The organism is Pseudarthrobacter sp. NCCP-2145, from assembly GCF_023708005.1.
Lineage (GTDB): Bacteria > Actinomycetota > Actinomycetes > Actinomycetales > Micrococcaceae > Arthrobacter > Arthrobacter oxydans.
The window spans coordinates 63,704-86,003 of sequence record NZ_BRCG01000011.1 but is presented as its reverse complement, the minus strand read 5'-3'; the positions used below and the strand labels follow the sequence as shown (position 1 = coordinate 86,003).

The following is a 22,300-nucleotide window of genomic DNA, read 5'->3' as shown; positions in this document are numbered from 1 at the left end:
GACCAGCATTATGGCCCGCAGGAACGCATCACAGGGAACCCCGGCAACAGCGGCGCTGACCGCGGCCGGGGTTCCGTTCGTGCTGCACCCTTACACGCACGATCCGACCGCCGCCAGCTACGGGGCGGAGGCGGCCGAGGCCCTCGGCATTGATCCCTCACGGGTTTTCAAGACGCTGATGGTTGAGGTGGAGGGCCGGCTGGCCGTGGGCATCGTCCCGGTCAGCGGAACCCTGGACCTCAAGGCGCTGGCCACCGCCCTCGGGGCCAAGAAAGCGGCAATGGCAGATCCGGCGGCAGCCCAACGGCGCACGGGCTACGTACTGGGAGGCATCTCCCCGCTCGGCCAGCGGCAGCCCTCCCCCACCGTCCTGGACTCAAGTGCCCTGGCCCTGGAGACCCTGCTGGTCTCCGGCGGAAAGCGCGGCCTGGACATCGAACTGGCACCGGCTGACCTGGTCCGCCTCACCCAGGCAGTGACAGCACCGATCGGTACGCCGGCCGCCTGATTAGGCTCAGGAACTGGCCGGGGCCAGCGCGCCCGGATTCAGCCTGGGCGCCAGCTGCTGCCGCAGCCACGCCTTGACCAGGCTTTCCCACCGCTCCGGATCGACGTTCCATTCCTTGGTGTGCCGTGCCTGGTGGAAGGGCTCGAAGGTCACCATCTCCGGGTTCCGCTCGGCGAGCAGGGCCGAGGGCCCGTACGGCACGTATTCGTCGTCGACACTGTGCAGCACCAGCGTGGGCGTGCGGAGTTCCACTGCACGGGACACCCAGTCCATCGCCTTCAGGTCCACCGGGGCAGACAATCCCGTGAGGCGCCTCCCCAGGGGATGCCCCAGCATGAGTTGGCCATACCGGCCCACCAGGGAGGGAATCCTGTTCAGCTGTGCATGGTGGGCCAGGACGTTCACCCAGTCGGTGACGGGCGCATCGAGCACCATCGCCCGGATCAGGTGCCGGCAGCGGGAAAGGTCGGCCGCCTGCAGGCAGATGGCGCCGCCCATCGACCAGCCGAACAGCACGATTTCTTCCGCACCGTTGGCCAGTGCGTACTCGATCGCCGCCTCGACGTCACGCCATTCCGTGGAACCCAGGCCGTACCGGCCGTCGTCGGCGGAGGGGGCAAGGCCGTCGTTGCGGTAGGACACCAGGAGGCTGGTCAGCCCCAGCTCCAAAGCGGGGCCTACGGCGCGCAGCGCCTCCTGGCGCGTGGCTCCGCGTCCGTGCACCATGACCGCCCAGGTCCGGGCCGTCCCGCCGGCCCGGACAAGCCACGCCGGGGCCTGCCCCCGGTCAACGTCAATCATGACCTCCTCATACGGCAGTCCGACGGCGGCGGGGTCCGGATGGACAGCTCCGCTCCACCAGCCGCGGCGGGCGGTGGAGAGGTCCCCGGAGTAGACCGCCTCAACGTCCCGCAGGACGGTCCGCTCGGCGGGCGAATAGGAAACGATGCGGCCGATCCGCGCGTGCCCTTTGCCGCCGTCGAAGAAGAATCCGTAAACACCGTCCACCGTGGTGTCGTCCGTGGCGGCGAAGATCGCCTGCTGCCGCTGGCCGTCCCTGATGAGCGCGAGCATCTCCTGGTCTGCTGCCCGCTGCCGTGCCGGTGTGATGACCCGCCGCGCGAAGTACACCGCGAGCGCCGATGACCCCGTGGCCAGGAGCCCTGCCACGCCACCTCCGCCGATCGCGCCGCCGATCGCCCATTTGGCCCGCAGCGACATCCCCCCGGAATCGGGGCTGGTCTGGACGGGGGCGGGGCGGGTTCGCTGGAAAGATGCCATGAAACTATTCTTACCGGCCCGGGACGGATGCCCGCATTCCGCCGCGTGCGGTCATGGCCTGCCCGCACCTCCGGACGGCGCGGCTGCCACTGCGCAGGGCAGCGCTGCAGGACTAGGCTAGGGCCATGAGTGAACCCATCGTCATCCTGACCGAAGAACCCCTGGGGGCGGACGACCGCCTGAACATCGAACGCCTCGTGGACGGCGCGGATACCCGCCTGGTTGTCCTGGTGCCGGCAAACACCGAGCGGCACCTGCTGGTGGACTTCCTCGAGAACCTTTCGCTGCTGGACATCGCCAAGGCCTTCCGGGAGTTGACCTCCCACGCTCCGGATCCCACCCAGGAACGTGCCAAGGCCGCTGAGACCCTGTCCGTGTCCCTTGCGGCCCTGGAAGGACTGGGTTCAGGCGTCACGGGGGAAGTCGTGGACGGCGGCGCTGTCAGTGGCCTGGTCTCGAAAGTACGTGAGACCGGCGCTGCGCAGGCAGTAGTGATTACCCGGCCGCACGCCGTGGCGGACACGTTCCACACGGACTGGGCCAACAAGGCACAGGACCAGCTGGGAGTACCCGTGCTGCACCTGTACGCGGGCTCGGGATTTATTGGCGACTCGTGAGCGTTGACAAGGCTATGAGCATCTTCGGAAACAGCATCTTCGGACACAAGGCCCCCGACACAGCTCCGGAAGCGGCGTCCGCTGTGGGCGGCAAGGGCGCTGAAAAGACCGATGCCCAATGGCGTGAGGAGCTCACGCCCGAGGAATACCATGTGCTCCGCCAGGCGGGGACCGAGCGTCCGTACACCGGTGAATACTGGGACACCCACACAGCCGGCGTCTACCAGTGCCGCGCGTGTGGAACAGAACTCTTCACCAGCAAGGAAAAGTTCGATTCCCACTGCGGGTGGCCGTCCTTCTGGGCCCCGCTCGCTGAGGGGAACGTCCGCTACATCCACGACCGCACCTTGGGGATGGACCGGGTGGAGGTCCGCTGCGCATCGTGTGATTCCCATTTGGGCCATGTGTTCGAAGGCGAGGGTTTCGGAACCCCTACGGACCAGCGTTACTGCATTAATTCCATTTCGATCCGGCTGGTCCCGCAGGAGGATGCGCAGGTCAGCGGAACGGAACAGGAGAACTGATCCCCCAGCTGCGGGCCTCCTCCCGTGGCAGATTGGGCACCTGAGCCTAACGCTTTCTTAGGCTAAGACCATTTCGGCATTAGCCCTGCTGGTTGCTTGCTACGCTCGGCATCAGGTAGCAAGCAACCAGAAAGGCAGCCGACGATGACCGAAACCCTGACCACCGCCGTCACCGGGATTTCCGCAGAGAACCAGGACTGGAAGCGGCTCAAGGCCGCCGCCACTGCCCTGCAGGCCCTCCAGGTCCAGGACGGTTCCATCCCGGACGCCGCGCACCACTCCGAGGCCGCGTCCCTGGTGGAGGACATCGTCCGCGCCGTCCGCGCCCTGGCCCCCGCCTTCCCGCACGACGCCGCCTACCTGGACGCCGTGTGCGCGGATTTCTCCAGCTGGGCCGGCACCGCGTTTGCCACTCCGGACTTCCTGTCCTCCCTCCTCGCCTTCCAGCCGCAGGAGCAGCGCCGGAACGGCCTCCAGCACCTGGTCGTCTTCCCCATGTACACGCAGAACGGCAGCAGCAGCCGCCTGGTGGAGGCAGTCCTGGTCGAAGTGATCTGGCCGGAGTTCATTGCCGGCCTCGAGGCGGGCGACTACGCGAACAAGCTGTTCGTTCCCATCCGCTTCGTGGACTTCACTGCCGGCTATGACACCAATTCCGCCGTGCTGTTCCCGGAGACCGTCGCCGTCAGCAAGACCCCCACCTTCACCTGGGGGGCCATCTTCGCGGACCGGGAAGCGGCCAGATTCCGCCGCGTCCTCAAAGCCGCAGCCGAGATCACCTGCCTGGAACTGCCCGAAGGCGCAGCGGAGTTGCTCGCCGACCAGGACCTGACCGAGGCCACGTTTGTCATGTGGGACCTGATCCACGACCGGACGCACATGCGTGGGGACCTGCCGTTCGATCCGTTCATGATCAAGCAGCGGATGCCCTTCTTCCTGTACTCACTCGAAGAGCTGCGCTGCGACCTGACGGCGTTCCGCGAATCGGTAAGGATAGAAAAAGACGAGGACGCCGATCCCGAGGCCCGGCGCCACGCCAAACTGGTGCAGTACGCCATCCTCTTTGACCGCATCTTCCGGTTCGCGATCACCGGCAGCCGGGTCCGGAACTACGACGGCCTGGGCGGCCAGCTCCTGTTCGCCTGGCTGCACCAGCAGCGGGTCCTGCACTGGACGGACACCCGGCTCACCATCGACTGGGACGAAGTGGCCAACGCCGTCATCGCCCTCGGCGCGAGCATCGACGAGCTGTACTGGCGCTCCATCGACCGGCCCAAGACTGCCCACTGGCTGGCCGCGTACCAGCTGATTTCCGCGACCGTCACTCCCCACCCGGCGTCCGTCTGGGCGAAGGGCCCGGAGGCCCTGCCGCTGGCCGGCCCGCCCCGCGGCCTCACCGACCAGGTGCTGGACGACGAATTCCCGCTGTCCATGTTCTACGAAGCGCTGGAGAAGAAGATGCGCCCCGTCATCGAGTCCACGGCCGGCATCACCGGAGCCTCTGCCCTGTGACACAACGGCGGCTGAACGTACTGGTCACCGGCGGCAGCGGAGCGTCCGGCATTGCCGTGGCCCGCGCCCTCCGGGAAGCGGGCCACCGCGTCTTCACCGTGGGGTCGGACCAGGCCAGGATCAGTGCCGCGGCCGAACAGGCGGGCGACGGCGTTGCCCCCTTCGTGTGCGACCTCGCACGGATGGAGGAGGTACGCCAGCTGCGGGCCGAGGTCTCCGCTGCTGCCGGGCCGATGGATGCGGTGATCCACCTGGTGGGCGGCTGGCGGGGCGCGCGCGGCATCACGGACCAGACGGACGAGGACTGGGACTTCCTGGAGCGGGGAGCCATCACGACGCTCCGCAACGTCTCGCGCGTTTTTTACGACGACGTCGCCGCCTCCCCCGACGGCCGCTTCGCCATGGTGTCCTCCACCGCCGTCGCCAAGCCCTCGGCGGCGGCGGCCAGCTATGCCGCAGCGAAGGCAGCCGCGGAGGCCTGGACCATGGCCGTGGCGGACGGTTTCCGCCGGGACGCCGGCAAGGTCGACGGCGGCACGGCGGCCGCCGTCGTCCTGGTGGTCAAGGCCCTGGTGGATGAGGGGCTGCGCCGCAGCCACCCGGAGCGTTCATTCCCGGGGGCGACGGACGTCGGGGACCTGGCGCGCGCCGTCGTCGGCCTCTTCCAGGCCCCTGCCGCGGAACTGAACGGCAGCCGGATGCTGCTGGCGCCCTGACCTACCTAGACTGAAAGCGTGAGCAAACCCATGACAACAACTGCTGAAACCGCCGCCGGGATCCGCCTCCACGATCCGAACGTGCGGGGCTTCGCCTCGGACAACTATTCCGGGGTCCACCCGGAAGTCCTCGCAGCGCTGGCTGCCGCGAACGACGGCCACCAGGTCTCCTACGGCGAGGACGACTACACAGCCAGGCTGCAGGAACTGATGGAGGAGCACTTCGGGCCCGGGATTGAGTGCTTTCCGGTCTTCAATGGCACCGGCGCGAACGTCCTTTCGCTGCAGTCGCTGCTCCCCCGCTGGGGGGCGGTGGTCTGTGCCTCAACGGCCCACATCAACATGGACGAAAACGGCGCCCCCGAGCGCGTCGGCGGCATCAAGCTGCTGCACGTTCCGACGCCAGACGGCAAGCTCACGCCCGAACTCATCGACCGGGAGGCATGGGGCTGGGGCGACGAGCACCGTGCCCAGCCGCTCGCCGTCTCCATTACCCAAACCACCGAGCTTGGCACGTGCTACACGCCGGAGGAGGTCCGCGCCATCGCCGACCACGTCCATGCCCGGGGCATGAAGCTCCACATGGACGGTGCCAGGCTGGCCAACGCCGCGGCCCACCTCCAGGTTCCGCTGCGCGCCTTCACCCGCGACGCCGGCGTGGACATCCTGTCCTTCGGCGGAACCAAGAACGGCCTGCTCTTCGGTGAAGTGGTGGTGGCCCTGAACCCGGAAGCCGCGCACGGGCTCGTGTACCTGCGCAAGATGAACATGCAGCTGGCGTCCAAGATGCGCTTCATGTCCGCGCAGTTCATCGCGCTCCTGGAGGGTGACCTGTGGCTGCGCTCCGCCGCCCACGCCAACGCCATGGCCGCCCGGCTCCGCGCCGCCGTCGACACCATCGACGGCGTCCAGCCCACCCAGAAGACCGAGTCCAATGGCGTGTTCGCCATCCTCCCCGAAGGCGTGGCTGACAGGCTGCGCACGTCCTTCCGCTTCTACGACTGGAATGAGGCTGCCAGGGAGGTCCGCTGGATGTGTTCCTTTGACACCACCGAGGAAGACGTGGATACCTTTGCTGCCGCCATCCGCCGGGAACTCCGGCAGCGTGAGGGATGACGCTGCGGGCACCAGGGCAGGGGGCGGGCGGCGAGCCTACCCGCCCGGCCCGGCCCGGTTGCGTAACCTGCGAAGGTGAACGCACTTGACCAGGTTCCCCCGGAGTTTCTCCACGCCTTGGGAACCCTCAGGAAAGCCCAGTGCCGCCGGGAGCTCCGCCTGGCGGAGATTCCGGCGCCTGCCCGCCTGGCGCCATTTGCCGTGGCCCTCGGTGCCGAGGTTTATGCTCCCGGCGCCGGCACGGCCGGAACGCCGCTCCACGGCCCGGCTGCCATGGCACTGGCCGCCGCGTCGGGAACGGAAGACGACGGCGGCACGGAACTGGCAACGGGCCGCTTCATCCTCCTGCACGACCCGGACGGGTCGGAGGTCTGGGGCGGGGAGTTCCGCATCGTCACCTATATCCGCGCGGAACTGGAGCCCGAGATGGGCAACGATGAGATGCTCGGAACAGTCGCCTGGACCTGGCTCGTGGAGGCACTGGAAAACCACAAGGCACCGTACCGGGCAGCGGGCGGTACGGCCACGCGCGTCCTCTCCGAAAGCTTCGGCACCCTCTCGGAGCGTCCTGGTTCCATTGATATTGAACTCCGTGCCTCCTGGACGCCAGCCACATCCGATGTCAGGGCCCACCTCGAGGCGTGGTCGGATATGGTCTGCACGTTCGCCGGACTGCCGCCCCTGCCGGACGGCGTCACGCCGCTGACGCACCGGCGGCGGAACTGAGGGCCCTGGCCGGTGGCGCACAAAGGGCGCCCAGGGACGGAAGGCAGCACTTTGCAGGCCCGCACGATGTCCCGCACGCAGGCGCGGACCGGCCGGCCGGTAAACTAAGGGCATCATGACCCCTAACATTCCGGATAACACCACGGCCGGCGTCCCGGCTGCTGATACCGCACCCCACATCACGGTGGAAGGCTTTGACAGCCCCGTCCCCGAAATCGTCGAACTTGCGGCACCACGGGACGGTGTTCCGCTGGTGATCGAAACGCAGTCCGGCCTGGAGCGCTGCGCTGCGGCCATAGCGGCAGGAACGGGGCCGGCTGGGGTTGACGCTGAGCGTGCTTCCGGTTTCCGGTACGGGCAGCGCGCTTTCCTGGTCCAGATCCGGCGTGAAGGCGCCGGTACCTGGCTGATCGACCCCGAGCCCTTTGGGAACCTGGACATCATCAATGACGCCCTGCGCGGCGTCGAGTGGATCCTGCACGCCGCAAGCCAGGACCTGCCCTGCCTCTCCGAACTGGGCATGTGGCCGGACAAACTCTTTGATACCGAACTCGCGGCACGGCTCGCCGGCCTCCCCCGTGTGGGACTCGCGGCCGTCATCGAACAGCTGCTGGGCTTCGGGCTGGCCAAGGAGCATTCGGCCGCCGACTGGTCCACCCGCCCCCTGCCCGAACCCTGGCTGCGGTATGCCGCACTGGACGTTGAGGTCCTGACGGAACTACGGGAGGAGCTGATCGAACTCCTGGAGGCCGACGGCAAGCTGGAGTACGCCGAGCAGGAGTTCGCTGCGATCCTGGCCGCAGGACTGCCGCCGGCCCGCGTCGATCCCTGGCGGAAGACTTCAGGGCTCCACCAGATCCGGGACCGCCGGCAGCTTGCTGCCGTGCGGGAGCTGTGGCTGGAGCGGGACTCCCTGGCGCAGAAGCGGGACGTTGCGCCCGGGAGGCTGATCCCGGACTCTGCCCTGGTGGCCGCAGCCAAGGCGATGCCGTCCACGGTGCCGCAACTGCTGGGGACCAAGGGCTTCCACGGCCGGGCTGCCCAGCGGGAGGCTCCCCGCTGGCTGCGGTGCATCGCTGCAGCCCGGGACCTGGATGAGCTCCCGCCGCTGCACCTGCCCACCAATGCGCCACCCCCGCCGCGCGTGTGGGCCGACCGCGATCCGGCTGCAGCTGCCCGGCTGGCCACCGCCCGGCCGCTGCTGCAGGCGCGGGCCGAGGAGTTGAACCTGCCGCTGGAGAACCTGCTGACCCCTGACTACCTGCGGCGGGTGGCCTGGCGGCCACCGGCGGATGTCAGCGAGGACGCGATTGCCGCGGAACTGCGCGCACTGGGGGCACGGGACTGGCAAGTGGAACTGGCCGCCCCCCTCATCTCCGACGCGTTCCTGCACCCCCAGCCGCTGCCCGCCAAGGAACCCAAAGCGGACGCAGCCCCGGCCGGCCAGTAGCCGCAGCCAACAACTCCCCAAACGCTCTCTCACTCAATGCCGGTCCAACCCAGACGCTCTCTCACTCGATGCCGGTCCAACCCAAACGCTCTCTCACTCGATGCGTGTCCAACCCCAACGCTCTCTCACTCGATGCGCTTTTTGGCGGCGCTCTCTCGCTGTACTTGAGGATCAAAGTGAGAGAGCGTTTGCCAATACGATGCATTAAGTGAGAGAGCGTCCCATCAAACGGGGGCCTTGCGGGCTAAGTTACTCACGAGTAACATCGAAGGTATTGCCGCCAGGCTGGCTGCCGCATCCCGGCATGCATCCGGCGCCTACGTCTCGATGAGGAGTTATACGTGAGCCACCAGGAAAGCGGCGCATCCATGCGCACTGTCCGGGACGTCGTCTTTGTGGACGGCCTCCGCACACCGTTCGGCAGGGCCGGGGAAAAGGGCATCTACGCGGGCACCCGGGCTGATGACTTGATGGTGAAATGCATCCGCGAACTGCTGCGCCGCAACCCCTCGTTGCCGCCGGAACGGATTGATGAGGTGGCGATCGCTGCCACCACCCAGACCGGAGACCAGGGCCTTACCCTGGGCCGGACCGCCGCGCTGCTGGCCGGCCTGCCCAGGACGGTCCCCGGCTTCGCCATCGACCGGATGTGCGCAGGGGCCATGACTGCGGTGACGGCTGTGGCCGGCGGAATCAGTTTCGGAGCCTATGACGTGGCGGTGGCAGGGGGCGTGGAGCATATGGGCAACCACCCCATGGGTTCAGGCGCTGATCCGAATCCGCGTTTCATGTCCGAGCGGCTGGTGGACCCCGCCGCCCTCAACATGGGGAACACCGCAGAGAACCTGCACGACCGCTTCCCGTCCATCACCAAGGAACGCACGGACGCGTATGCCGTAGCCTCCCAGGACAAATATGAGGCCGCCCGCCGCGACGGCCGCATCCAGCCGGACCTGGTTCCCGTGGCAGCCATGAAGCCCGGCCAGGGCTGGACGCTCCATACCGTGGACGAGCCGCCGCGGCCCGGCACCTCCCTGGCTGACCTCGCCGGCCTCCGCACCCCGTTCCGGGCGCACGGGCGGGTCACTGCGGGTAACGCCGCGGGCCTGAACGACGGCGCAACCGCCGCTGTCCTGGCATCGTCCGACGCGGCGGCGGAGCTTGGACTGCCGGTCAGGATGCGCCTGGTCAGCTACGCCTACGCGGGCGTTGAACCGGAAGTCATGGGCATCGGCCCGGTGCCGGCCACCGAGAAGGCCCTGAAGAACGCAGGGCTGGCTATCGGGGACATCGGCCTCTTTGAGATCAACGAAGCTTTTGCCGTCCAGGTACTGAGCTTCCTGGAGCACTTTGGCATTGCCGACGACGACCCCCGGGTCAACCGCTACGGTGGCGCCATCGCGGTGGGCCACCCGCTGGCCTCCTCCGGCGTGCGGCTGATGACCCAGCTGGCCCGGCAGTTCGAGGAGGACCCTTCCGTCCGGTACGGCATCACCACCATGTGTGTTGGCCTTGGCATGGGCGCCACGGTGGTCTGGGAAAACCCCCACCACGCCGACTACAGCGGAGCCCGGCCGGCAAACTCCGCCACCCACACCGTTTCCGAAGGAGCCGCATGAGCGCCGAAGATTTCACCCGACTTGCCGACCTGTTCCCCAACGAAACAGTGACGCATTCCTACGTCCAGGACATCGAACTGCCCGCACCGGCCGGGAAGCAAAGCCCGGGCACGTTCGCCCTCATCACCTTGGACAACGGCCTGGACCATTCCAAGCCCACCACTCTGGGGCCCAACACGCTGGTGGAGCTCGGCAAGGTCCTGGAAGGTCTGCGGGAACGCGCTGACCGGGGTGAGATCGTCGGCGTCGGAGTAACCGGCAAGCCCTACTACCTGGTGGCGGGCGCCGACCTGTCCGCCGTCAAGAACCTGGACCAGCGCGAGCACGGGCTGTGGATGGCGCAGTTGGGCCACGACGTGTACAGCACGCTGGCCGGCCTGGGCGTCCCCAGCTTCGCGTTCATCAACGGCGCGGCACTGGGCGGAGGGCTGGAGATTGCCCTCCAGTCCACCTACCGCACGGTCTCCACCGGGGCGGGCGCACTTGCGCTGCCGGAGGCCGTCCTGGGCCTGGTCCCGGGCTGGGGCGGCGTGTACATCCTGCCGCGCCTCATCGGCCCGGAAAACGCCGTGAAGGTAATGATTGAAAACCCGCTTAGCAACAACAAGACCCTGACCGGGGCCCAGGCGTTCGGCCTCGGCATCGCGGACGCCCTGTTCGAGCCGGCAGATTTCCTGGAGCAGTCCCTTGCGTGGGCGGCCGGCGTCATTTCCGGCGCCGTGGTTCCGGAAAGGGCAAACGCCGTCGATCCCGCCGATGCGGCGACCGCTGCACAGTGGGATGCTGCCGTCAAGGCCGGCCGGGCCTCCGTTGACGCGAAGACGTCCAATGCGGCGCCGGCGCCGGGGAAGGTCCTGGACATCCTCGAGGCAAACCGCACCATGACCCAGGCGGAATCCGCTGCCCTCGAATGCGAAACCCTCGCCGACCTCATGCAGACCGACGAGTTCCGTGCCACCGTGTACGCGTTCCTGGACCTCGTCCAGAAGCGCTCCAAGCGCCCCGCAGGCGCCCCGGACCGCAAGCTCGCCCGTCCTGTCACGAAGGTGGGCGTTGTTGGCGCGGGCCTGATGGCCAGCCAGCTGGCACTCCTCTTTGCCCGCCAGCTCAAGGTCCCCGTGGTGATGACGGACATCGACCAGGCCCGGGTGGACAAGGGCGTGGGCTATGTCCATGCCGAGGTGGACAAGCTGCTGGACAGGAAGCGCATCAGCCAGGACGCTGCCAACCGGACCAAGGCCCTGGTGACGGGGTCTGTGTCCAAGGACGCTTTCGCGGACGCCGACTTTGTGATCGAAGCCGTCTTCGAAGAGCTGAACGTCAAGAAGCAGGTCTTTGCGGAACTCGAGGCTATCGTCTCACCCGACTGCATCCTGGCCACGAACACCTCGTCACTGTCCGTCACTGCCATGGCGGAGGACCTGCAGCACCCCGGGCGCGTTGTGGGCTTCCACTTCTTCAACCCGGTGGCCGTGATGCCGCTGCTGGAAATCGTCCGCGCCCCCAGGACAGACGACGCCGTGCTCGCAACCGCCTTCGAGCTGGCCAAGGGACTGAGAAAGACGGCTGTGCTGGTCAAGGACGCCGCCGCGTTCGTGGTCAACCGCATCCTGCTCCGGCTGATGGGAGAGGTGACGGCAGCGTTTGACGAGGGCACCCCCGCTGAGGTGGCGGACAACGCCCTGCGGCCCATGGGCCTGCCCATGACGCCCTTCACCCTCGGCGCCATGGTGGGGCTCCCCGTAGCCCAGCACGTCCAGGAGTCGCTGCACGCTGCCTTCGGCGAACGCTTCGCCGTGTCTGCCAACCTGCAGAAGCTCATCGACAACGGCGTGAAGAGCCTGTGGGCAACAGGACCGGACGGTTCGCAGGAAATTCCGGAGTCCACGCTGGCGCTGATGTCCTTCGGCACCTCCCCTTCAACGTCGGAGCAGGTGCTGCGGCGCACGCAGGATGCCCTGGCGGAGGAAATCGGCCTCATGCTCGCCGAGGGCGTGGTTGCCGCTCCCGAGGACATCGACCTCTGCATGATCCTGGGCGCGGGCTGGCCCATGTTCCTGGGCGGCATCACCCCCTACCTCGACAGGGTAGGTGCCTCAGAGCGCGTCAACGGACGGCGCTTCCTGCCGCCGGGAGTGGCATCGCGCCCTGCCTGATTAGCCGTCCAGCCGGCCGCCGTCGAGCGTCACCACGCGGTGCGCCACGGCCCGCGCATAGTCAAGGTCATGCGTGACCAGCACGACGGCGGCGCCCTCCCCTGCAGCGGAACGCACCGCAGCGTCCAGCAGGGCAAGGCCGCCGCCGTCCATCGCCACGGTGGGTTCGTCCAGGGCGAGGACTGCCGGTTTGCGGGCAAGCACCGTGGCCAGGGCGAGGAGGCGCTGGCCTGATGCGGGAAGTTCGGCGGGGTGCGCGTCGGACGCCCCCGCAAGGCCGACGGCGGACAGCGCCTCCAGGGCACGGCCGGCGGCCTCGTCGGGGTGGAACAGGCGGTCCAGGCCGAAACGCACTTCGCGGAGGGCGGTCCGCTCGAACAGCTGGTCCCGGGGCTGCTGGAACAGCAGTCCCACGGAACGTGCCGCCTCGCCGGCCGGCTCCCCTGCAATGTCCCTGCCGTTGACCAGCACGCGGCCGGCGGTGGGCCGCAGGAGACCGTTGACATGGCGCAGCAGCGTTGATTTTCCTGCTCCGTTGGGGCCGGTCACCGCCACGATCTCGCCGCGCCGGACGCGCAGGCTGATGCCTTGAAGCACCTGAGCGGAGGCATGGGCTGCAGTGCTTCCGCCCCGGATCCGGCGCCAGGTTGTCCTGCCGCTTGCTGCGTTGCCCCTGGTGCCGTAGCCGAAGCAGACCCCGCGGAGTTCCAGCGCAGGGACACCGGCGCCGCCGCGTGGCAGCAGACGGTCCGCGTGTGCCGCCCCGGCATGGTCCACGGCCGGTGCAGGCGCGCCGCCGGAGGCCCGAATTCCGGGCGGCAGCAGCCCGGAGCCGGCCTGCAGCCCGGCCGGGGTGCCGCTTCCAGTGACGCTGCCGTTCTCCAGGACAACCCAGGTTCCGGCGGCCAGGAGCGGCGCGTCGACCACCTGGCTGAGAACCACGACGGCGGTTCCGAGCCTCACGAGGTCCTGCAGCAGGCGTGCCAGCCCGGCAGTTCCCGCAGTGTCCAGCGACGCAAAGGGCTCATCCATGATCAGCACCCGCGGCCCGGCGATAATGGCGCAGCCGATGGCGAGGCGGCGCATTTGCCCGCCGGAAAGCGAGCCCGGATCCCGTTCCAGGAACTCCGTGAGCCCGAGGAGGGCTGCAGTGTGCTCCACCGCGGCTTTCATGGCCTGCCGCTCCACTGCCGCGTTTTCCAGCCCGAACGCGAGTTCTTCCGCCACAGTTGCCCGCACCGTGGACAGGACGGCGGCGGGGTCCTGGGGAACGAAGCCAACGTGGCGGCCCCATTCCGCGGGGTTGATCCGCGGGTCGCCGCCAGCGCCGAACTCCAGGCGCGTGCCCGCGAGTTCAAGGAAGCCGCGGAGGGTGCCTCCGGTTCCGGGCGGAAGCCATCCGGACAGCAGCCGGCCCAGGGTGGACTTGCCGCTTCCGGAGGCCCCGAGGACGGCAGTCAAGGTTCCCGGAGCGAGGTCGAGATCAATTCCCTCCAGCACGGGGAGCCCGTCCCCGTGGTAGGTGAAGCTCCGGATGCCGGCTGACAGTACCGGCAGGGATTCCGTTGAGTGCGGCGCGACGGACATGGCTCAGCTTCCTGCCTGGGTGAGCAGCAGCCGCGCCGCGACCGCGGCTGCTGCGGCGGCCAGCAGGGCGGCCCGGAGCACGCGCTGGCCCCGCGGATCCGGAACGGCCCGGTAGCTGGTCCGGGGCCCGGGATTGCTGAAGCCCCGCGCTTCGAGGGCCGCTGTCCGGGTGCCGGCATCCTCGATCAGGGATAGGACCAAGGGCACTGCCTGGAGCCGGAACGCGGCCGCGCGGTGCAGCAGTCCGCGGCGGACCACCAGTCCGCGGGATTCCTGTGCCTGCCGGATCCGTTCCACGCGGGAGGTGATGGCCGGCAGCAGGGTCAAGGTGGAGGCCAGCACGAACGCGAACCGTCCGTGGAGACCGCGCGAGGACAGCACCGCCACCAGGTCCGGCACGCGGACGCTGAAGGAGAACACCAAAAGGGCAAGGACCACCGCCCCCAGCTGCGCTGCCCTTTCCAGGGCGAAGGCAAGCCCCTCCGCGGTGACGCGTGCCATTCCCCATTGGGCCAGGACTGTCCGCCCCTCGGGGAAGAACAGCCCGTGCATGACCAGCAGCGACAAGCCCAGCGGGAGCAGCACTGCCGCTGCCGCGGGCAGCAGCCTCCGTGCCGTGCCGCTCCGGGCCGAGAGGGCCACGGCAGCACCCATGACGGCGAGGGACAGCGGCAGGCTGGCTGCCGCCGTCGTTATCACTGCCGTGCTGCCGGCGGCTGCCAGGGAGGTCAGCGGGTGGAGGCGCATGGGCAGGGTGGTCAGGAGTCCTGTCCGGGTGTGGTTCCGGCCAGCACGCGGTGCCGGCGGACAAACGGGAACTGCAGGCGCGCACGGCGGGGAAGGGCGTAGGCCAGGACTGCCACCACGGTGAAGACGATCGCCTTGTCCATGGGATCGGAGATGAGCGCCTGCTTGGTAATGGCGGCCAGCAGGGTGTCCCCCATGGACCGGAAGGCGCTGACGATGGCACCGGTGGCCACGCCGGAGGTGCCGCCGAAGACGAAGGCCGCCACCGGCGCGGACACCACTCCCCCAATGATCCCGGTGACGAAGCCTGCAACGGGGGCGAGGTAGAAGCGTCGGAACATGCCGTGGCGCGCGGCGAGTCCCGCCAGGCAGCCGATCAGTGCGGCGCCGGCTGCGAAGGGCAGCACCGTGGGGTTAAAGAAGGACCAGACAATGCTGCTGAGCGCTCCGGTGGCGGCGCCTGCAGCCGGTCCTGCCAGCACGGCGATGAGGACCGTGCCGATCGCATCGAGGTAGAACGGGACCAGGGTGCTGCCCACGAACTGACCGAGCACGATGTTCAGCACCAGGGCGACGGGGATCAGCACCACGGTGGAGGCCGGCAACGCCGGGAGGACGGCGACGATCAGCAGGATGGCACCCGCCAGGAAGCCGGAGAGGGCAATGAGGGCGGACGCGCTGCCGGGCCCGCCGGTGATGTCAGCCGGCTGGTTGAGCACAAGGTAGATGTAGGTGGCGGCGATGGCCACCGCGCCAAGGATTTCCAGCAGGCGGCGTTTGCGGGCGGCGGCCGGTGCCGGGGCGGGCATCGTCAGGGAGGGCGACATGGAGTTCCTTCAGGGTGCGCGTGGAGGCCCGGGAGTCCGGGCCGGTGGAACGCTGCGTATGTCACCTCGGCAGCTGGCGGCAGGCTGCTGCGCCTGTTCCGTCCGCGATTATTCTACTGGCGAAGCACCGCTGCCGGGGCATCCGGTCCCGGACTGCCCTAGACTGCCCGGACAGGCAAATTCCGCCTGCCGTTGCCGTGGAAAGACCCGCCATGCCCCACTATGACCTCGCCATCATCGGATCCGGCTCCGGCAATTCTCTGATCACGCCATATTGGGACAACAAGCGGGTGGCCCTCATCGACGGCGGCGTCTTCGGCGGCACCTGCCTCAACGTGGGGTGCATTCCCACCAAGATGTTCGTGTATCCGGCCGGGCTGGCCGCGGCGCACCATGAGGCAGCCCGGCTCGGGGTCGACCTCAGCCTGGACAAAGTGCACTGGAACGGGATCCGCGACCGGATATTCGGCCGGATCGATTCCATCTCCTCAGCCGGCCGGGACTACCGGGCAAAGGAACTGGACCATGTTGACCTCTATGAGGACTACGCACACTTCACCGGGCCCCGGGCCCTGCGGACCGAATCCGGTGTAGATATCACGGCTGAGCAGGTTGTGGTTGCCGCAGGCTCCAGGGCCGTCCTGCCCGATGTGCCGGGAATCGGCCTGCCGCAGGTGCACACCTCGGACACCGTGATGCGGATCGACGGGCTGCCGGAAAGGGTGGTGGTGGTTGGCGGCGGATACATTGCGGCTGAGTTCGCGGGGATCTTCCACGGTTTCGGCTCGGTTGTAACCCAGGTCAACCGCTCGCACCGGCTGTTGCGCGGGCACGACGCCGACATCTCCGTGCGGTTCGCGGCGGCTGCAGCAAGCCGGTGGAGGCTGGAACCGGGCTTCTCGCTGCAGTCCATCAAGGACACCGGCACCGGCACCGTTGAGGTGAACTTCGCCGATGCCGAGGGCCGGCCGCTGTGCGTCCCGGCGGATGTTGTGCTCCTGGCCACCGGCCGGGTTCCCAACACGGACCGGCTGGGCGTGGAGGCCGCCGGGTTCGACGTGGACGACGACGGAACCCTGGCCGTGGATGCCAGGCTGCGGGTCCTTTCCCACGGCGAGCCGCTGGACGGCGTCTACGCCCTGGGCGACGTAGCCAACCGGTACCAGCTCAAGCACGTGGCCAACCGGGAAGCCCGCGTGGTGGCGCACAACCTGGAGCACCCGGACCGGCTGCGCCGCATCGACTACACCGCAGTGCCTGCCGCAGTCTTCTCCAACCCGCAGGTGGCATCGGTCGGCCTCACCGAGGAAGAAGCCCGGTCACGGGCAGCCGCGGGAACCGACATCGTGACCGCCGTCCAGGACTACGGCACCACCGCCTACGGCTGGGCCATGGAGGATGGCGAAGGAGTCGTCAAACTTGTGGCCGAAAAGTCCTCAGGCAGGCTGCTGGGTGCCCACATCCTGGGTCATGAAGCATCCATCCTCCTCCAGCCCCTGGTCCAGGCCATGGCCGGGTCGGTGCCCGTCCATGAGCTGGCCCGTGGCCCGTACTGGATCCATCCGGCGCTGACCGAGGTGGTGGAAAATGCCCTCCTGGCACTGGACGTCGACCTGCCGGAGGACGCCCCGCTGTAGTTCCGCCGTCGAAAGCGGCCGCTAGGCGAGCCGGGCGGCGAGGCCGCCCACCGCTGAGACCAGCTCGGTGAAGGCCGCTGCGGGATAGTTGGCGGAGACCACGCGGGCGTTCGGCGGTGCGCCCCAGAGTCCGCGGAAGTCTGCCACCGTGGTGCCAGCCAGGAGCGGCGACCCGGTCTCGACGTCCACCGTGGCTGGACGGGCCTCAAACTCCAGGGTGCCCGCTGCGACGCCGGCGGCGAAGAAGTCGTGGACGTGGGCCAGGTATCCCTGGTCGTAGTGCCGGTGGAACTCGAAGTAGAACCGCAGGGCGTCGGACAGGTGCCGGACGAGGGTGTTGTCCGAGGTGCTGCGCAGTCCCTCGGGTTGTCCAGGCAGCACCAGTTCGGGGATGCGGGCACCGGCCGCTTCCGCCAGCCGGCGCACGTGGTGGGGGTGCATTTCCATCCGCTCGGTGGTGTCCAGGGAGCAGACAATGGGAAGTTTCTCCGGTGCCCGGCCCCGGAAAGCGGCGTACACTTCCTTGGCGGCGTGCGGGTCCACGTGGGTGTTCCACTCCGCAGTGGGCGTGGTGTTGCCTTGGTGGTAGAAGCTGCCGCCCATGATCACCACCTTGGCGAGCAGTTCGGGAAGTTCCGGTTCCTGCCGCAAGGCCAACGCAAAGTTGGTCAGCGGCGCAGTGATGAGGGCGGTAAGCTCCCCTGGCCGGTTGCGGGCGTGTTCAACCCAGAGGTCGACGGCGTTCCGCTCCGACACCGCCCCGGCCGGCTGGGGCAGGACCGCGTAGCCAATTCCCTGCGGTCCGTGGGTCTCGGGAGTGGTGAGCAGCGGTATGGCCAGCGGTTCGCGTGCGCCGATGGCCACTTCCACTCCGGGCCTGCCGCACAGTTCGAGCAATGCCAGGGTGTTGCGCGCCACCTGGTCCGCGTCCACGTTCCCGGGGGTGGCTGTCACGGAAACGAATTCCGTATCGGGCAGGGCGGCAAGGTAGGCCAGGGCCAGGGCATCGTCGATGCCCGTGTCCACGTCCAGCAGGAAGGCGCTCATCCCGGTCCTAGAACAGGGCAACCCTGGGAGCGGCAGGGAAGATGCTGTCCAGCTCCGCGAGGTCCTTCTCCGAGGGCGCCCAGCCGGCTGATTCAGCGTTCTGGCGGACCTGTTCCGGCCCGGTGGCGCCGGCGATGACGCTGGCCACCGAAGGCTGGGCTGCCAGCCAGGAAAACGCAACCTGGATTTCGGTCAGGCCGCGTTCCCGGGCGAAAGTGCTGAACCTGCCCAGTTGGTCCCAGTCGGCGTCGTGGACCAGGTGCTGGCGGGTGTGGCTGAGGCGCGATCCGTCCGGGGCATGGCCGGGCGAGTACTTGCCGGTCAGCAGTCCGTTCGCGAGCGGGAAGTAGGGCAGGACGCCCAGCCCGAACTCCTCTGCCGCCGGCGTCACCTCAAGCTCCGCGCGCCGATCCAGGAGGTTGTAGTGGTTTTGCGTGGAGATGAAGCGGGCGCATCCCAGTTCCCGCGCAACGTACTCCGCCTGGGCGATCTGCCAGCCGGCACGGTTGGAGTGCCCGATGTAGCGGACTTTGCCGCTGCTGACGAGGGTGTCCAGTGCTGACAGGGTCTCGTCGATGGGGGTCAACGGGTCCGGCGTATGGAACTGGTAGAGGTCGATCCAGTCGGTGCCTAGCCGCCGCAGCGAGGCTTCCACGGCCTGGATGATGTAGCGGCGTGAGCCGCGTGCACCGAGGTCCGGGCCGCTGGCACCCTTCATGTCCATGCCGAACTTCGTGGCCAGGACAATGTCCCCACGCCTGGCGCCGAGCGCCTTCCCGAGCATCGCCTCACTGAGCCCTGGTTCCCGCCCGTACGTGTCGGCGACGTCGAACAGGGTGATCCCGGCGTCGATCGCTGCGTGGACGACGCCGTCCGTGGCCTCCTGGGATTCGGTGGCGGTGTTGGCGCGGCCGAGATTGTTGCAGCCAAGGCCCACCGTGGACACGGTCAGGCCTGACTTGCCGAGGCGGCGGTAGGTGGGCATGGTGCTCCTAGAGGCTGAAGCCGGCAGCGGGCTTGGCGGAGTGCTTGAGCTTGAAGGTGGTGGGCTCAGTGAAGGGGGCGGCACCGATGCTCAGCTTGGTAAAGTCCAGGTCCTCGCCGCGGATGCAGACCTTGACGGCGTTAACGGCTTTGTTCACCTCCGGGCACAGGCAGAAGATGTTGAGCTTGTAGTCGGTGAATTCGGAGCGTTCCACCGTCCCCAGCCCGCGCCAGGCCAGGTGGCTGATGAGGGCGTCCGTGGCTTTTTCCTCCAGGTAGCGGTCCCTGTCGGTGCCTTCCCGGGTCTTCAGCGCGAACTGGGCCACCACCCAGAACTGTTCCTTTTCCGGGATTTCGGCGTAGCCGTCTTCGGCGCACTGGGCTGCGAAGGCGTCCAGGAGGCTCTCCGCCGCCTCGGGCGTGGCGACGTCCGTTTCCTCGGTTTTGCTCTGGTGCCCCACAACGCCGTAGTTCATCACGAACTGGCCGTAGTCCTCGTCATACCACGCCTCCCGGAAATGGAGGGTGCCCTCGTCGTCGCGCTTGTAAACCCTGACAATTCCGCTCATGACCGTCCTTTGGTAAACCATTCGGCGTCAGTGCCGTCGAACGGTGCGTGCTGCGCCTTCACGGCCTGGTAAAGCTGGTCCGCCGATGCCTGGAGGGATTCCACCAGTACTGCGGGATAGTCCATGGCAACGCGGTGTTCCGCGAATTCGTCCTCGTCATCGATGAACACGCCCCTGCCGGCCGTATGGACGACGTCCAGGTCCATGTCGATGACGTGGAATTCGGTGACTGCGGGGCGGATGGTGCTCCACTCGTGGGCCACGGCAAGGTCGATGTAGACCCGCATGCCGCCCGGATGGGCGTCATCGTAGAAAGTGGCCACCCAGTCGCCTTCACGGGGCACCAGGAGCACGGCATCTGATTTGGTGTAAAACGCCGCGCCCGGGCGCGAACAGAATTCATTGGTGCCCTGGAAGATCCACCAGCCATGCCGGTCCTCGCCGAGGTAGCGTCCCGGTACCACCCAGTGGGCTTTGCCGTTCCATTTACGGTTCCGTGCCACCACGAGCTGGCCGGGCTCCAGGTTCTCCGGTACCCGCGTTGCTGCCGTATGGCTTTCCCCGACAGGCTCCCCCAGGACGCCGGGGTATTTCAGCTCAGCCTCTCCCCTCACAGGATCGGAAGGCTGCCGGTGGTGGGGTGCTGCTGGCCGGGCAGGGGACGCGCAAAGGGGACCTTTGTGCCGAGGACCTGCGCGACGACGTCGTGCGTGATCTGCTGGGCGGTCAGGCCGACGCGTTCAAGGATCTGGGCGCGGGTGCCGTGGTCCAGGAACTCGACCGGCAGGCCGACCTCGTTCAAGGCCGTATCCACTCCGGCCGCCCGCATTTCCTGGCGGATCCGCGAACCGACCCCGCCGGCACGGACGCCGTCCTCGATGCAGATCACCAGGCGGTGGTGCGATGCCAGCGCGATGATGGAACGCGGGACGGGCAGGACCCAGCGCGGGTCCACCACGGTGGTGCTGATGCCCTGCGCGCCGAGGCGGTTGGACACGTCCAGCGCCAGTTCGGACATGGCGCCCACGCTGACGATCAGGACGTCGTTCTCTGTGGAACCGCTGGGCCGCCGGGCCAGCACGTCCACGCCGTCGCTGAGGCGTTCAAGCGCTTCCACTTCCGCCCCGACGGATCCCTTCGAGAAGCGGACCACGGTGGGTGCATCGCCGATTGCCACGGCTTCGCGCAGTTCCTCGCGAAGCCTGCTGGCGTCACGGGGCGCCGCCAGGTGGAGTCCGGGGACGATCTGGACCATGGACATGTCCCACATGCCGTGGTGGCTGGCGCCGTCCGGCCCGGTGACGCCTGCGCGGTCCAGGACGATAGTGACGCCGGCCTTGTGCAGGGCAACATCCATCAGGAGCTGGTCGAAGGCCCGGTTCAGGAAGGTCGCATAGACGGCCACCACCGGATGCAGCCCGCCAAAGGCCATGCCGGCGGCGGAGGTGAGGGCGTGCTGTTCGGCGATGCCGACGTCGATCACGCGGTCCGGGTGCCGGGCCGCGAATTTGTGCAGGCCGACGGGGATGAGCATGGCTCCGGTGATGCCGACGACGTCCTTCCGCTCATCCGCGATGGCCGCTATTTCGTCGGCGAAGACCGAGGTCCAGGACTGGGCGCCGGCGGCACCTGTGGGCTCGCCGGTTTCGGGGTCGATGATGCCGACGGCATGGAACTGGTCCGCCTCGTGGGCGCGGGCGGGTGCGTAACCGTGGCCCTTCTCGGTCATCGCATGCACAATGACCGGGCCGCCGTAGTGCTTGGCTGTGGAGAGGGCGTGCTCCATGGCCTGGAGGTTGTGGCCGTCCACGGGGCCGATGTACTTCATGCCGAGGTCCTCGAACATGCCTTGCGGAGCCCACCAGTCCTTGATGCCCTTTTTCATGGCGTGCAGGCTCTTGTAGGTGAACTGGCCCGCCGGTCCCCCGTTTTGGAGTTTCTTTTTCCACCAGTCCAGCGCCACTTCGTATGCCGGTGCGGTCCGGAAGGAGTCAATCGTGGGGCGCAGGGAGGCGAGGTAGTCCGCGAAGCCGCCGACGGTGGGCGCGTAGGACCTGCCGTTGTCATTGACCACTATCACCACGCGGCGTTTCTTGTCCGCGGCGATGTTGTTGATGGCTTCCCAGGCCATGCCGCCGGTCAACGCACCGTCCCCCACCACGGCGACAACGTACCGGTCGCCTTCACCGGTGAGCTGGCGGGCGCGGGAGATGCCGTCCGCCCACGACAGGGAGGATGAGGCGTGCGAGCTCTCGACGATGTCGTGCTCGGATTCGGCCCGGGAGGGGTATCCGGAAATTCCGCCCTCCTGGCGCAGCGTGCTGAAGTCCTGGCGCCCCGTCAGCAGCTTGTGGACGTAGGACTGGTGCCCGGTGTCGAAGACGATGCTGTCACGGGGCGAGTCGAAGATGCGGTGCACGGCAAGGGTCAGTTCCACCACGCCGAGGTTTGGTCCGAGGTGCCCGCCCGTCTGGGAGACGTTCGTGATCAGGAAGTCCCTGACCTCCGAAGCCAGCTGCTTCAGCTGGTCTTCGGACAACTCGTTCAGGTCCTGCGGATTCCGGATGGTCTCCAAGATTCCCACTGACCCCTCCTTCAGGTGGTAGACGTGCCGTTTAACTCTAACGCCTTGGGCCGCGGGACAAGGCTCACCTGCACAGCCGAAGCCCCGGCTGGT

The 22,300-nt window shown here is 68.0% G+C and carries 20 protein-coding genes; 11 read left to right on the top strand and 9 right to left on the bottom strand.

The genetic code is table 11. The features are described from left to right. Nucleotides 1-10 precede the first annotated feature (10 nt). Nucleotides 11-508 (top strand): Cys-tRNA(Pro) deacylase, encoded by a 498-nt coding sequence (ybaK, locus tag NFU08_RS11310; protein WP_174179283.1) that lies wholly within the window; start codon nucleotides 11-13, stop codon nucleotides 506-508. 6 nt (nucleotides 509-514) lie between these two features. Here the strand turns inward: ybaK and NFU08_RS11305 are convergent, their stop codons facing one another. Beyond that, complete coding sequence (locus NFU08_RS11305; protein WP_251423305.1) at nucleotides 515-1,789, bottom strand: S9 family peptidase; 1,275 nt, start codon at nucleotides 1,787-1,789, stop codon at nucleotides 515-517. 125 nt (nucleotides 1,790-1,914) lie between these two features. Between NFU08_RS11305 and NFU08_RS11300 the strand changes: the two genes are divergently transcribed. The 9 genes from NFU08_RS11300 (at nucleotide 1,915) to NFU08_RS11260 (ending at nucleotide 12,225) form a co-directional block, all read left to right on the top strand. Further along, on the top strand, nucleotides 1,915-2,406 hold the full coding sequence (locus NFU08_RS11300; RefSeq protein ID WP_174179287.1) for a hypothetical protein: 492 nt from the start codon (nucleotides 1,915-1,917) through the stop codon (nucleotides 2,404-2,406). A gap of 14 nt (nucleotides 2,407-2,420) precedes the next feature. Then, the gene (gene msrB / locus NFU08_RS11295) at nucleotides 2,421-2,930 is read left to right on the top strand and encodes a peptide-methionine (R)-S-oxide reductase MsrB (RefSeq protein WP_251423302.1); all 510 of its coding nucleotides are present in this window, start codon (nucleotides 2,421-2,423) and stop codon (nucleotides 2,928-2,930) included. Nucleotides 2,931-3,074: 144 nt separating this feature from the next. Beyond that, nucleotides 3,075-4,442, top strand: coding sequence for a DUF6421 family protein (locus tag NFU08_RS11290; RefSeq protein WP_251423299.1), 1,368 nt, complete (start codon nucleotides 3,075-3,077; stop codon nucleotides 4,440-4,442). After that, nucleotides 4,439-5,158, top strand: a complete 720-nt coding sequence (locus NFU08_RS11285; RefSeq protein WP_174179293.1) for an SDR family oxidoreductase — start codon at nucleotides 4,439-4,441, stop codon at nucleotides 5,156-5,158. The genes NFU08_RS11290 and NFU08_RS11285 overlap by 4 nt, the downstream gene beginning before the upstream one ends. Nucleotides 5,159-5,188: 30 nt before the next feature. Then, the gene (locus NFU08_RS11280; RefSeq protein ID WP_174179334.1) at nucleotides 5,189-6,274 is read left to right on the top strand and encodes a low specificity L-threonine aldolase; all 1,086 of its coding nucleotides are present in this window, start codon (nucleotides 5,189-5,191) and stop codon (nucleotides 6,272-6,274) included. A gap of 75 nt (nucleotides 6,275-6,349) precedes the next feature. Then, nucleotides 6,350-7,000 carry a DUF3000 domain-containing protein gene (locus NFU08_RS11275; RefSeq protein WP_174179295.1) on the top strand — a complete coding sequence of 217 codons (651 nt, stop codon included), beginning with the start codon at nucleotides 6,350-6,352 and terminating at the stop codon, nucleotides 6,998-7,000. Nucleotides 7,001-7,115: 115 nt separating this feature from the next. Continuing rightward, nucleotides 7,116-8,450, top strand: a complete 1,335-nt coding sequence (locus NFU08_RS11270; protein WP_174179297.1) for an HRDC domain-containing protein — start codon at nucleotides 7,116-7,118, stop codon at nucleotides 8,448-8,450. Nucleotides 8,451-8,791: 341 nt separating this feature from the next. After that, on the top strand, nucleotides 8,792-10,069 hold the full coding sequence (locus NFU08_RS11265) for a thiolase family protein (protein WP_251423296.1): 1,278 nt from the start codon (nucleotides 8,792-8,794) through the stop codon (nucleotides 10,067-10,069). Then, a complete protein-coding gene (locus NFU08_RS11260) occupies nucleotides 10,066-12,225 on the top strand; it encodes a 3-hydroxyacyl-CoA dehydrogenase NAD-binding domain-containing protein (RefSeq protein ID WP_251423293.1) in 2,160 nt (719 codons plus the stop codon). The genes NFU08_RS11265 and NFU08_RS11260 overlap by 4 nt, the downstream gene beginning before the upstream one ends. Here NFU08_RS11260 and NFU08_RS11255 read toward each other — a convergent pair whose 3' ends face one another. From NFU08_RS11255 to NFU08_RS11245, 3 genes are read right to left on the bottom strand one after another with little or no spacing between them, the layout of a single operon-like run. After that, nucleotides 12,226-13,812, bottom strand: coding sequence for an ABC transporter ATP-binding protein (locus NFU08_RS11255; protein ID WP_251423290.1), 1,587 nt, complete (start codon nucleotides 13,810-13,812; stop codon nucleotides 12,226-12,228). A gap of 3 nt (nucleotides 13,813-13,815) precedes the next feature. After that, a complete protein-coding gene (locus NFU08_RS11250) occupies nucleotides 13,816-14,559 on the bottom strand; it encodes an energy-coupling factor transporter transmembrane component T (RefSeq protein ID WP_251423287.1) in 744 nt (247 codons plus the stop codon). Between the two features lie 11 nt (nucleotides 14,560-14,570). Continuing rightward, entirely contained in the window at nucleotides 14,571-15,386 is an 816-nt protein-coding gene (locus tag NFU08_RS11245) for an ECF transporter S component (RefSeq protein WP_251423284.1), read from the bottom strand. 212 nt (nucleotides 15,387-15,598) lie between these two features. Here NFU08_RS11245 and NFU08_RS11240 point away from each other — a divergent pair, with 212 nt between their 5' ends. Then, nucleotides 15,599-17,023, top strand: a complete 1,425-nt coding sequence (locus NFU08_RS11240; RefSeq protein WP_251423281.1) for a mycothione reductase — start codon at nucleotides 15,599-15,601, stop codon at nucleotides 17,021-17,023. 21 nt (nucleotides 17,024-17,044) lie between these two features. Here the strand turns inward: NFU08_RS11240 and NFU08_RS11235 are convergent, their stop codons facing one another. The 5 genes from NFU08_RS11235 to dxs are packed head-to-tail and all read right to left on the bottom strand — an operon-like array spanning nucleotide 17,045 to nucleotide 22,207. After that, a complete protein-coding gene (locus tag NFU08_RS11235; RefSeq protein WP_251423278.1) occupies nucleotides 17,045-18,070 on the bottom strand; it encodes a nucleoside hydrolase in 1,026 nt (341 codons plus the stop codon). A gap of 7 nt (nucleotides 18,071-18,077) precedes the next feature. After that, the gene (locus tag NFU08_RS11230) at nucleotides 18,078-19,055 is read right to left on the bottom strand and encodes an aldo/keto reductase (protein WP_174179311.1); all 978 of its coding nucleotides are present in this window, start codon (nucleotides 19,053-19,055) and stop codon (nucleotides 18,078-18,080) included. Nucleotides 19,056-19,062: 7 nt separating this feature from the next. After that, nucleotides 19,063-19,623 carry a hypothetical protein gene (locus NFU08_RS11225; RefSeq protein WP_174179313.1) on the bottom strand — a complete coding sequence of 187 codons (561 nt, stop codon included), beginning with the start codon at nucleotides 19,621-19,623 and terminating at the stop codon, nucleotides 19,063-19,065. After that, nucleotides 19,620-20,237, bottom strand: a complete 618-nt coding sequence (locus NFU08_RS11220; protein ID WP_251423275.1) for a DUF402 domain-containing protein — start codon at nucleotides 20,235-20,237, stop codon at nucleotides 19,620-19,622. The genes NFU08_RS11225 and NFU08_RS11220 overlap by 4 nt, the downstream gene beginning before the upstream one ends. After that, nucleotides 20,234-22,207 (bottom strand): 1-deoxy-D-xylulose-5-phosphate synthase, encoded by a 1,974-nt coding sequence (gene dxs, locus NFU08_RS11215; protein WP_251423273.1) that lies wholly within the window; start codon nucleotides 22,205-22,207, stop codon nucleotides 20,234-20,236. Before dxs ends, NFU08_RS11220 begins: the two co-directional genes overlap by 4 nt. Nucleotides 22,208-22,300: the final 93 nt, after the last annotated feature.